The sequence below is a fragment of the Dactylosporangium salmoneum genome (assembly GCF_039532525.1).
In the GTDB taxonomy this organism is placed as follows: domain Bacteria; phylum Actinomycetota; class Actinomycetes; order Mycobacteriales; family Micromonosporaceae; genus Dactylosporangium; species Dactylosporangium salmoneum.
In genome coordinates this window covers 24,745-35,297 of sequence record NZ_BAAARV010000096.1, presented here as the reverse complement: position 1 = coordinate 35,297, position 10,553 = coordinate 24,745, and the positions used below count along the sequence as shown (strand labels likewise).

The 10,553-nt window shown below is 72.1% G+C and carries 12 protein-coding genes and 1 pseudogene; 3 read left to right on the top strand and 10 right to left on the bottom strand.

From position 1 onward, the window contains the following. The 9 genes and pseudogenes from ABD352_RS47235 to ABD352_RS57910 all read right to left on the bottom strand — a co-directional run. Positions 1–796, bottom strand: a 796-nt coding sequence (locus ABD352_RS47235) for a hypothetical protein (RefSeq protein WP_344619181.1), incomplete at its 3' end; no start/stop codon positions are given. A 440-nt stretch (positions 797–1,236) separates the two neighbouring features. Next, a complete protein-coding gene (locus ABD352_RS47230) occupies positions 1,237–1,500 on the bottom strand; it encodes a hypothetical protein (protein ID WP_344619180.1) in 264 nt (87 codons plus the stop codon). A 158-nt stretch (positions 1,501–1,658) separates the two neighbouring features. Then, positions 1,659–1,874 carry a hypothetical protein gene (locus ABD352_RS47225; protein WP_344619179.1) on the bottom strand — a complete coding sequence of 72 codons (216 nt, stop codon included), beginning with the start codon at positions 1,872–1,874 and terminating at the stop codon, positions 1,659–1,661. A 109-nt stretch (positions 1,875–1,983) separates the two neighbouring features. After that, entirely contained in the window at positions 1,984–2,139 is a 156-nt protein-coding gene (locus tag ABD352_RS47220; RefSeq protein WP_344619178.1) for a hypothetical protein, read from the bottom strand. A gap of 74 nt (positions 2,140–2,213) precedes the next feature. Then, entirely contained in the window at positions 2,214–4,190 is a 1,977-nt protein-coding gene (locus tag ABD352_RS47215) for a vWA domain-containing protein (RefSeq protein ID WP_344619177.1), read from the bottom strand. Continuing rightward, on the bottom strand, positions 4,187–5,596 hold the full coding sequence (locus tag ABD352_RS47210) for a sigma 54-interacting transcriptional regulator (protein ID WP_344619176.1): 1,410 nt from the start codon (positions 5,594–5,596) through the stop codon (positions 4,187–4,189). Before ABD352_RS47210 ends, ABD352_RS47215 begins: the two co-directional genes overlap by 4 nt. 329 nt (positions 5,597–5,925) lie before the next feature. Next, the gene (locus ABD352_RS47205) at positions 5,926–6,765 is read right to left on the bottom strand and encodes a hypothetical protein (RefSeq protein WP_344619334.1); all 840 of its coding nucleotides are present in this window, start codon (positions 6,763–6,765) and stop codon (positions 5,926–5,928) included. A gap of 178 nt (positions 6,766–6,943) precedes the next feature. Then, on the bottom strand, positions 6,944–7,105 hold the full coding sequence (locus tag ABD352_RS47200; RefSeq protein WP_344619344.1) for a hypothetical protein: 162 nt from the start codon (positions 7,103–7,105) through the stop codon (positions 6,944–6,946). 179 nt (positions 7,106–7,284) lie between these two features. Further along, a pseudogene (locus ABD352_RS57910) lies at positions 7,285–7,512 on the bottom strand (tyrosine-type recombinase/integrase); the annotation flags it as partial. Positions 7,513–7,640: 128 nt separating this feature from the next. On the opposite strand from ABD352_RS57910, the gene ABD352_RS47190 reads away from it, so the two are divergent. Then, positions 7,641–8,324, top strand: a complete 684-nt coding sequence (locus ABD352_RS47190) for a GNAT family N-acetyltransferase (protein WP_344619175.1) — start codon at positions 7,641–7,643, stop codon at positions 8,322–8,324. A gap of 410 nt (positions 8,325–8,734) precedes the next feature. Here the strand turns inward: ABD352_RS47190 and ABD352_RS47185 are convergent, their stop codons facing one another. Further along, complete coding sequence (locus ABD352_RS47185; protein ID WP_344619174.1) at positions 8,735–8,959, bottom strand: hypothetical protein; 225 nt, start codon at positions 8,957–8,959, stop codon at positions 8,735–8,737. Between the two features lie 122 nt (positions 8,960–9,081). Between ABD352_RS47185 and ABD352_RS47180 the strand changes: the two genes are divergently transcribed. Together ABD352_RS47180 and ABD352_RS47175 are read left to right on the top strand one after the other, a co-directional pair. After that, entirely contained in the window at positions 9,082–9,711 is a 630-nt protein-coding gene (locus tag ABD352_RS47180) for a hypothetical protein (RefSeq protein WP_344619173.1), read from the top strand. Between the two features lie 306 nt (positions 9,712–10,017). Further along, entirely contained in the window at positions 10,018–10,497 is a 480-nt protein-coding gene (locus ABD352_RS47175; RefSeq protein WP_344619172.1) for a hypothetical protein, read from the top strand. The last annotated feature ends 56 nt before the right edge of the window (positions 10,498–10,553 follow it).

The following is a 10,553-nucleotide window of genomic DNA, read 5'->3' as shown; positions in this document are numbered from 1 at the left end:
CCGGCGGCACCGAGCCGGTGGCCGGCCCCACCGCCTCGAGGGACTGCGCCGCCCCGCGCCAGGACCGCAGGGCGACGACCGCCCCGGTGGACAGCAGCACGAGGAGCAGGCCGGCGCCGACGAGCGCGGGCACCCGCCGCCGCGGCGGCGGCGCAGGCACGGGCCCCGCCTCCGGTCGCGGCGATGGTGGCGGTGGCGGTGGCGGCGGTGGCGGCGGCGGCGCGACCTGGCGTTCCGGAAGCGCCCGGAACCGGTCCGCCCAGTACTGCACGGCGTCGTACGCGCCGCCGCCGAGGTAGACGTTCCAGCGCAGGGCCCGCTCGGTGGGGGCGTCCAGCTCGGCCTCGCCGGGGACGGGGTCATCCATGAAGTCGGCGAAGCCACCGGCGGCGGCCCGGCGGGCGCGTTCGCGGCGCACGTCGCGGTCCGTGCCCAGCTCGTCGAGCAGCGCGGTGCAGCGCTGCCGCAGCTCCTCGCGGTCGCGGACGTCGTCCAGGGCCGGCCGGTAGCAGGCGCTGTGCGCCTCCGCCCCGTCGTACCGGGGCCGCCACTGCTCGATCTCCTCGGGCGTGGCGCGGCAGCCCTTGAGGTACCCCTCGACGTGCTCCCAGCCGGCCAGGACGGCGTCGGTGTCGACCTGCGACATGGTGCTGGCGCTGAAGTTGGCCAGCTTGGCCTGCTCCGCCCGGGTGGGCCAGCCGGCGTCGGCCATCCGCGCCCGCAGCGCACGGGCGAACCCGGCCTCCGGGCTCCATCCGTGGATGGGCTTGTGCTTGGGCCCGCGGCGCCCGTTCACCTCGGGTGGCCCGGGGCAGGGTGGAGCCGGCGCGGGTGTGCCATGGCCTGTCTCCCTAGTCCATGCGGTCAGCGGCCGGGATTTCCCGCGTGCGCCGATCGTTTGCAGCCGGCCGGCGCCTCCCGACCGCCGAATCGTGCCATCGGGGCGCGGGGCGGCGCCAGAGGAAACGGCCGGGAAATTCCCGCCCGCCGCCACACGAATTGACGATCGAGAATTGCTCTGATCACCGTACGGGCATCATCCATGCGGTGGAGGAGGACCGGTCCGTACGGCGCGGGCTGGCGCCGAACCGGGCGGGGCGGGCCTGCCCCATCGGCGGGCGTCTTTGGATACCCGCCTCGGTGAACCGGGCCGCGAGGGCCTGTGGCGGTGCGCAACAATGCGGTAACGTCGCCGCATTCGCCGCAGGCTCCCGGTCCGGCCTGTCTCCTATGGGTTCATCGGTCTGGGGAAGGGGGCCCCTCGTTGCAGCGGGGGGCTCCCACTTCGGCGTGGTCACGGCCCGCCAATCGGGCCGCGGGCAGGGCCACGGCCGCGACGGCCAGCAGGACGGCGGCGACACCCCAGGGGCCGAGGCCGGCGGCGAGGCCGAGCACCGCCGCGGCGGAGACCACCGCCTGGGCGGCCAGGTCGAGCAGGGCGGTCCGCAGCAGCGCCACCGGCCAGCCGGAGCGCGGCCGGCGGCGCGGGCGTTTGATCATCGCGATCTCCTTTGATCTGGCGATCCGGCGCACGGGCCGTGCGCCGCGGGAGATCGTTGCACCGCGGCCGCCGATGGCAAGAGATCAAATGCCCGGGAATTGTCCGCGATCTGTGCGAGGGTGCGCGCCACAGAATCGCGCACAATTGCCGTACGAATTCAGGCCGGCCGCTCCACCAGGAGGACCGCGACGGCGAACGGGTCGCCGGCCGGGGCGGTGACCGTGCGGGCCACCCACTCGGCGCCGGCGAGGTGCTGGTCCAGGCGCGTGCGCAGGGCGGCGTCGGCGGGGACCGGGACGAAGTACAGCCGGCGGCGGCCCTGGCCGCGCACGATCAGCCGCAACAGCTCCCACGCGAAACGGCGCACGCTCACGCCCGCCACATTATGGCCAGAAGGCCAGATTCACAAGGCACAAAAACGCGCGGCCGGCGCCTCCCTGGAGCGCCGGCCGCGCAGCAATGCCGCTGGGCTGTGCCGGCGGCTACCACCAATTGCGGCGACCGGCCAGCGGGCGCCCCATCGCGCCGAGAATCCACAGCACCGCGCCGACGACGAGCAGCACGATGCCGATCGTCTCGATGATCCCGACGTGCAGGAACAGGCCGAGGAGGAAAAGGATGAGACCGAGGACGATCATGTCAGCTCCCGGAGGGTGGGGGTACCGATCTACGTGGATCTGGTACCCCCATCCCCACGGCCGCCAAACACGGATCACCCGCGGCGGCCCCGGCGGGCCCGGATGTAGTCGGAGACCACGTACCGGCCGAGGTCGTCGGCGTCCGGGGTGAAGACCCGCCCGCCGTTGCGCCGGGCGACGGCGTCGACGAACCGGCGCAGGCCCGGGTCCTCGCCGAGCATGAAGATGTTCATCACGGCGCCGTACCTGGTGAGCTGGTCGACCTCGTGCACGGTGGCGGCGACCGTCTCCCTGGTCGGGGGCCACGTGAACGTGGAGCTGCCGTCGTCGAGCAGGTGCGCGGTCGGCTCGCCGTCGGTGACGACGAGCACGACCGGGTCGGACGCCGGGTGTCGCCGCAGGTGCCGGGCGGCGAGCTTCAGCGCGTGCTGCAGGTTGGTGCCCTGCACCATGTCGGGCTCGACGGCGGCCAGCTCCTCCTGGCTCAGCCGCTGGGCGTACCGGCCGAAGCCGATGATCTGCAGCGCGTCCTGCGGGAAGCGGGTCGCGACGAGGTGCGACAGGGCGAGGGCGGCCTGCTTCATCGGGCCCCAGCGGCCGTCGGCCATCATCGAGAAGGACAGGTCGACGCAGAGCGCGACGGCGGCCGACACCCGCCGCTCGGTCTCGGCGATCTCGAAGTCCTCCACGTCGAGCGCGATCGGCAGGTTCGCCGGCCCGCCGCTGGACAGGTCGTGCGACGCGGCTTGGCGGCGCACCGCGTTGCCGATGGTGCGCACCACGTCGAGGGCCTGCTCGTCGCCGTACCGCCACCGCCGCGACGCCCCGGTGAGCTCCCCGGCGGCGCCCGCGTCGCGCAGGTCGTGCTGGCCCTGCCGGCCGGCGTGCAGCTGGGCGAAGACGGTCCGCAGGGCGGTGCCGCCGAGCCGCCGCAGCGCCTTGGGGCTCAGCGTGAGCCCGTCGGCGCCGCGGGTGACCCAGCCCTGCCGGCGCAGCTGCTGCTCCAGCTCGCGCAGGCGGCGCACGTCGTCGGCGGCGGCGCGGCCCAGCTGACGCTCGACCGCCTCCACGTCGACGTCGTCGAGGGTGGCCCCGGGGTGCTCCTGGCCGAGCTGGTCGAGCAGGTCGTCGAGGTCGCCGATCTCCTCCAGGGCGCCGGCGGCGTCGCCGTAGCCCAGCCCCTGCTCGCCGCGGACGCGCTCGCCCCGGCCCCAGTTGAGGCCGGGCCGCAGCGCGCGCAGGTTGTCGGTGAGCCGGCCCATCTCCCCGGCGAGGTCGCCGAGGGACTGGGCCATGAGCTGCTCCAGCTCGGCGCGCTGCTGCGGGCTCAGGGAGCGCATGAGCCGCTCCCCCGCGGCGGCCCGCCGGGCCAGGGCGTCGATGAGCTCGTCGATGTTCGCCGGCTTCTCCGGGAAGAAGTCGCCGTGGCGGTTCATGAACTCGGCGAACGCGTCGTCGGTCGGCTCGCCGCGGGCGTGCTTCTCCAGCAGGGCGTTGAGGTCCTGCATCATGGCCCGCATCGCGGCCTGCGCCTCCGGGTCGCGCAGCGCCTGCTGCATGCCCTGGAAGCGCTGCTCGACGACCTCCTGGCGGAGCTGGTCGAGGATCTGCTGGTACAGCCCCCGCGCCTCGTCGGACGTCCACTGATACTCCGACAGCTCCGAGACCGCCCGCGCCGTGGAGCGGGGCAGCGCGTCGAGCTGGGCCTCCGCGAAGCGGGCCTCGTCGGTGTCGAGCCCGGCCAGCGCGTCCCGCTCCGCGGCCAGGGCCTGGTCGAGCAGCTGCGACGCGCGCGTCACGGCGCCGTCGAGCTGCCCGCGGCGCATGGCGTCGCGGCGCATCCGGCGGGCCCGGGCGAGCAGGTCGTCGAGGCCACGCCCGCCCTGCGGACCGCGGCGCAGCAGGTTGCGCAGCGCCTCGCGGAGGCTGCCGCCCTCGAGGACCTCCTGGCCGACCTGGTCGACGGCGGCGCGCACGTCGTAGGGCGGGGCGAGCGGGTCGGGCCCGCCGCGCCACGCACCGTAGCGGAACCGGTTGTGCCGCAAGGTCATCCTCCGTACACGGTGCGGCCGTCGTCGGTGAGGTCCTTGGACAGCCGCCGGGTCAGGTGCAGGCCCTCCAGGGCGAACTCCACGCCGGCCGCGGCCTCCCCGCGGCTCGGGGCGTCGCCGAGGCCGAGCCTCTCGAGGACCTTCGCCAGCCCCGGCACGGTGCCGACCTGGCGCAGGATCTCGTCGGCCCCGGCCAGCTCGCCGGTCTCGACGACCTGGTCCTCGGCGACGAGGTCGGTGAAGCCGGACAGGTCCAGCCCGGCGAGCCGGGCCCGGAACGTGTCGGCGGTGGCGGTGCGCAGCAGGTGGGCGAGGATCTCGATCTCCCGCCCCTCCTCGCCGCTGTCGAACTCGACCTTGCCGCGCAGGGTCGAGGTGACCGACACCGTGTCGCCGATGCGGGCCACCGGCCGCTCCTCGCCGAGCAGCCCGGCCCGGCGCAGCGCGGAGGCGGCCACGGTCTCGGCGGCCGCGATCGCGAACCGGGCGGAGACGCCGGAGCGGGCATCGACGGCCGGCGACTCGCGCACCGCCCGCGTGAAGCGGGCCAGGACCTCGATCACGTGGTCGGGGACCTGGGCGACGAGCTTGGCCTCCTGCCGTACGAGATCCATCTCCAGCTCGAGGTCGAGCGGGTAGTGCGTGCGGATCTCCGCGCCGAAGCGGTCCTTGAGCGGCGTGATGATCCGCCCGCGGTTGGTGTAGTCCTCCGGGTTGGCGCTGGCCACGAGCATGACGTCCAGGGGCAGGCGCAGCTGGTAGCCGCGGACCTGGATGTCGCGCTCCTCCAGCACGTTGAGCAGCGACACCTGGATGCGCTCGGCGAGGTCGGGCAGCTCGTTGACGGCGAAGATGCCGCGGTTGGTGCGCGGCACGAGGCCGAAGTGGATGGTCTCGGGGTCGCCGAGGGTGCGGCCCTGCGCGACCCGGATCGGGTCGACGTCGCCGATCAGGTCGCCGACGCTGGTGTCGGGGGTGGCGAGCTTCTCGCCGTAGCGCACCGACCGGTGCAGCCAGTCCACCGGCAGCGCGTCGCCGGCCTCCGCGGCCAGCCGCCGGGAGGCGGGCGTGATCGGCTCGTAGGGGTGCTCGTTGAGCTCGGACCCGGCGATCACCGGCGTCCACTCGTCCAGCAGCGAGACCAGGCCGCGGATGACCCGGGTCTTGCCCTGGCCGCGCTCGCCGAGCAGCACGAGGTCGTGCCCGGCGAGGATGGCCCGCTCGAGCTCGGGCAGCACGGTGTCCTCGTAGCCGACGATGCCGGGGAAGCGCGGCTCGCCGCTGCGCAGCTGCGCGAGCAGGTTCTCGCGCAGCTCCTCCTTGACGGTGCGGAAGCGGTGGCCGGAGGCGCGGAGCTCCCCGACCGTGCGGGGAAGGTCCAGGGGCTGGTCTGGCGTCACAGTCACCGTTTGAACCTATCTCGCCCCGGCGCCAACGCGCTGCCGAGCGCAAACTCGCCCGCCACCGTAGACGGCCCGACGACAAGCCGGGCGCTGCGCACCACGACTTGGTGGCGGCGGTCAATCGGCGGCGTCAGCTCTTCCGATGACTTGCCGACACGACACGGCAGGTGGGCCCGCGCTCCTCGCCAATCCAGTCACTCTCCGTGACGGTAACCGGGGCCGGCGAGAGCGCATCAACTGCGGCATAGCGCGCACGTGGATCAAGCTGCTGGATCGTCGGCTGCGCCTCCAGCGCGTCCTGCCCTGGTCGGTGGCGGCTTGCGGACTGATGCTCAGGACGTCTCTGTTGTGACGCCGGTCTGCGGCGATGCGCCAGGATCGTCGCGGAAGGTCAGCCCGGCCGCGTCCATCGCTGCTCGCAGGTGTCGAAGGGCGTAGGGCCCGACTCCGTGGAGTGCCTGGACTTCGCCCTCGCTGAGTCCGGCCACCTGTTCGAGCCGGACCACGCCGCGTGCGGTGAGCGCACGTGTCGCGGCTGCGCCGATGTGTGGCAGCGGGATGCCCGGCTCCGGTACCGACCGGGCCCGGGCCGGCCGGGGATGGCCCTCGTGGTCCAGGACGGCGGCGCCGCGCGGCGAGAGCCGGTATCCGATGTCGAGCGATTCGGTCAGGCCGCGCTCCTTCAGCTTGCGCACGTCCTGTTTGAACGATGGGGTGTCGCGCCCCAGCCGTTGGGCGAGGTCGGGTGCCCGGGTTGCCGGCAGTTCGTCGATCAGCAGCAGCGTCGCCCGGGTCCAAGGCCCGATCGGCGAGGCGCGGTCGAGCCGGTCGAGCGCCGCGACGATCGCGTCGATCTCCGCAGCGTCCGGTACCGACTCCCGCAACGCGTGCCGCGGGTCCACGCCCGCGTACCGTAGCCCGATCCGATACACCGGCCGCTCGGGGTGGAGGCGGTCCAGCCCCTGCCGGAGCGCCGCCAGCGACGCCGCGCCGGCCCGGCGGGCGTCCGCGGAAGATAGCGAGCTCACCGCCACGCGGTCGACGGACGTGACCTCGATCAGTCCGACCGCGGTACGCATCCGGGTACCGACCCTGACGCGAGGCCGTTCCCACCGGCGGAACGCCACGTCGACGTCGCCGGCACGGATCGCCGCCAATTCTGCGGGACGCATCTGCACGCCCCCAGTTCAGCACATGCCACACGATCCATCCGACGGTCCGGGTACCCGTGCGTGGCATACCGCTGCGAACGCGGGTTTGGCCATGCGCACGCATCGCCACGCGCCCGGATCGCGGCTACAGCGTAAGTGACCATGGATGCGGCGCGATGTCCGTGGGCCCCTGGCGGGGTCAGCCGGTGATGCGGCCGTCGGCCGTGTCCGCCACGAAGCAGGCGCATTCCAGGATCTCCAGCAGCGCGGTCCGAACCTGCCGGATCGTGTCAGCGTCGACATGCAGGTGAAGTCGAAGGTCACGTGGAAGGCCCAGGGACATGTCGTGGTCGATGAGCATGGCCTGTTGACGGTGGTCGGCCTGGCCGGGGTCGGCATACCTTTCGCGGGACGCTGGTTGCGCCGGTTCCGGCGGCTCTTGCCGCGGATCTTCTCCCGGGTCCGGCGGTCGGCGACGAGGACGAGTTTGGCGGTGGCGTCGGCGCATTTGCGCTGGGCGAGCGGAAGGACGCTGGTATAGGTGTCGGCGGTGATCACGATGCTGGAGTGGCCGAGCAGGTCCTGCAGGGTCTTGACGTCCGCGCCCGCCTCGTGGGCCAGGGAGGCCACGCCGTGGCGCAGGTCATGCAAACGGACCGGCGGGACCTCGGCTCGCTCGACGGGGAGCCGGAACCGGCCGCTGACGTAGGCGGGGTGGATCGGTGTGCCGTCCTTGCGGGCGAACACGTACCCGGAGTCGTGCCACACCTTCCCGACGGCGAGCCGCCGCTCACGCTGCTGAGTTTGGCGGCGACGGTGCTCGCGGCGCCTGGTCTCGGGCTCATTGCATCCCAGGGGCCGGCGGACCACTCAGGTGCAAGTGATCTACTGAACGGGTGAGCGACCTGCGAAATCTCATTGCCCGCTGGCAGCACGGCTGGGGCGTGGCCCGCGCGCTACCCGTCGCCGAAGACGTAGGCGGCGGGTTGCGGGTCCGGTGCATGCAGCCCGGCCGTGACGTCGAGTACGTCGCGCTCGACGCCGACGAGGACCTTGCATCGCTCACCAGGCTTGCTGACCTAGTCGCTGGCGAGGACACCGTCACATGGCTGACCGTGCCCACCACGGATCCGGCGAGGGCCGCCTCGGCTCTGGTGGACGCCGGCCTGATCGTGCTCAAGAGTTCGGAACTGCTGATGACGGCCGATCTTCGCGGGCATCCGCAGCACATCTCCGCCGCACCGTACCGGCTCCTGACCCAGGTCGACTCGCACCGAGGCGACAGCGTGGTCGCGGCCACGGCACAGCACGAGTCGGGAGAGGTCGGCGCACGCGGGACGATGGGACTGACCGGTACGGATGCGATCGCAGACCGGATCGAGACCATGCCGGCTCATCGCCGCAAGGGCCTAGCCAGCGCGATCATGAGTTCACTGGCCCGTTCCGCGATCGAAGAAGGCGTTGAACACGGCATCCTCATCGCCAGCGAGGACGGTCAACGTCTGTACACGACGCTGGGCTGGCAGCCGGTGGCCAATGTATTGATCACAACGACGCCTGGCAACACTTACCCGTCCTGAACGGTGCCGTCGACTATGTCCGCACGCCGAGCCACCGGCTGAACGTCATCACGCCGCGTAGCGATCGGGTCGCGGAGATCCGGATGCCCCCACGCCTGGTGATCAACGCACTCGATCGGCGGCACGTCCGTACGTCTGATCTTATCGAGTCGTCGACGACCTGTTGCGCTCCGGCGCGTTCGGCTGCGACGGGATCCGCCGTCGGCACGTGGCCATCTACGTCGGTAACGGCCAGATCATCGAGGCCTGCAGACCGGGGACGCTCGTGCGGTACGACTCCATCAGCTCCCCGGCACGCCGTACGGGCTACGGTCGGGTCGCCTGACCCTCCATCCAACCGGCTCGTCTCGATCAATAAGAGCCCCGGCCGTGACTGGCGGCCGGGGACTCGGGGCCGTGCGGCCCTCGGTTCAGGAGTTGGTGAGGTCCGTGGACTCGCCGGTGGCGGGGTCGACGGTCTCCTCGTAGACGCCGTCGCCGTCGGCGTCGATCGCGATGAGGTCGACCTCGCCGTCGCCGTCCGTGTCGGCCTCCAGCACGTTGGCGCCGTCGTCGAGAGTGTAGATCTTGGCCTGGTCGACGACGCCGTCGCCGTTGAGGTCCTTGTCGTCGAGGGTGACGTACTCTTCGCTCATAATGAAGTGGTCCTCCAGTCGCAGGTGTGGTGAAGCGTAGCGGCCACGAAGGGCCCTGCTACTTCGGGTCCGGCGGCTGTACGCCGGCCTCCCAAGACATCAGGGTTGCGCCGGCCGGAGGCTTGAGCGACTCGGTCCCCGCCACGCTGTCGCGCGCGGCCGTCAACGTCAACGACCGGGTCAGCGGCGACAACCGGAGGGTGGCCCTGCACGGCGGCCTGGTCGGCGTCGCACAGGACGATGACGGCGCGCTGCGCCCGGTCGCCGGGTGGTACGTGGCGCCGGCCGCCGTCGACATCGACGACGTGCTCGACCGGATCGTGCGGGACCACGACACCACCGCGCCGCGGGAACTGCCCGACGAGGGGCCCGCCGAGGTGATCGCGCTGTACCACCGCGTCGGCTCGGCGACCCTGTTCGGCGGCCAATGGCGACTCCTGCCGGTGGGCGAGCGCCACTCCGCCGCCAGCGGCGTCGAGGGCGTGGGGATCGAGACGCTCATCGAACTGGCCGACGGCCGGAGCATCGCCTCGGCCGTCGTCTTCGCCACGCTGACCACGCACTGGGTGCTGTGCCGGGTGGCGAAGTCCGACGACCCATACCGCAAGGGCCGCCTGCTCGACGATCCGGCCGACGTCCCGGTCCTCGGCTCCTCCCTCGCCATGCTGCTCGACGCCGCCCTGGACTCCGGCGGCGACGTCGCGCACCTGGAGACCGGCCGCCTCGACCAACTCGGCGCAATGGCCGGCTAAACCGCCGCCAATCACCTACGGGCAGCTCGCGGTTCATACCGCGGCACAGTCATCCTGTTGACCGCGCTCGTGTGGGCCGACCACTGTGCTGGCCGTTGGACCTGTGCAGGCCTCGGGCCCTCGACTCGGCGAGGCATTCTCAAACGCACTGACATCGGCATGTCCGCGAGCCTGGGCGACCAACCCTCATGACGTTCCGTAGCGAGCTGATCGCGGCATGCGTGCGCACCCGATCATGGCAGCCGAGGCGATTCGTGTGATCATCGCGGCATCGGTCCGCTTGCGCGGGTTTGAGGGACAGACGGCATGGGCTACTTCGGCGCATTTCTGTTCGACGGGCGGTCCTGGACGGACGCAGAGGCCGACAACATCGTCCCATCGGACGCCGAATACTGGCTCCACGTCGACATCCACGACAGCGACATCGCCACGATTACGTACAACCCCGCCGGACCGGGCAGTGGCGTGGCCTACCTCGGCCTCACGCCCCGGACATACTTTGAAGATCCGAACGCGTCGCTCCCGACAGATGCGCACCGGGAGGCCGCAGGGCTGGCCGCCTGGTGGGCGGGCCGACAGGACGGCGCGACGGACGCGGACCGTGACGCCAAGACGGCCAGCCTTCGGCCGTACCTGGCCGAAGACCTCGGCCCGAAGGACAACGACTCCGACGATGAGGAAGATGAGGAAGAGGAAGACCGCGACGACGCGAGCATCTTCGTCGAGATCAAGACGGACCGCTTCCTCGTTACGCTGGGCCTTCCGCCGCTGCGTATGGCCGGCTGAGCGGCTCATCCACCACTGCAGTGCTGTGCGCCGGTCACCGACGGCGAAGCGACGAC

Coding starts and splice junctions, on each gene's coding strand:
- ABD352_RS47230 (WP_344619180.1), bottom strand. CDS start 1,500: ATGATCAAACGCCCGCGCCGCCGGCCGCGCTCCGGCTGGCCGGTGGCG.
- ABD352_RS47220 (WP_344619178.1), bottom strand. CDS start 2,139: ATGATCGTCCTCGGTCTCATCCTTTTCCTCCTCGGCCTGTTCCTGCAC.
- ABD352_RS47215 (WP_344619177.1), bottom strand. CDS start 4,190: ATGACCTTGCGGCACAACCGGTTCCGCTACGGTGCGTGGCGCGGCGGG.
- ABD352_RS47205 (WP_344619334.1), bottom strand. CDS start 6,765: ATGCGTCCCGCAGAATTGGCGGCGATCCGTGCCGGCGACGTCGACGTG.
- ABD352_RS47200 (WP_344619344.1), bottom strand. CDS start 7,105: ATGCTCATCGACCACGACATGTCCCTGGGCCTTCCACGTGACCTTCGA.
- ABD352_RS47185 (WP_344619174.1), bottom strand. CDS start 8,959: ATGAGCGAAGAGTACGTCACCCTCGACGACAAGGACCTCAACGGCGAC.
- ABD352_RS47175 (WP_344619172.1), top strand. CDS start 10,018: ATGGGCTACTTCGGCGCATTTCTGTTCGACGGGCGGTCCTGGACGGAC.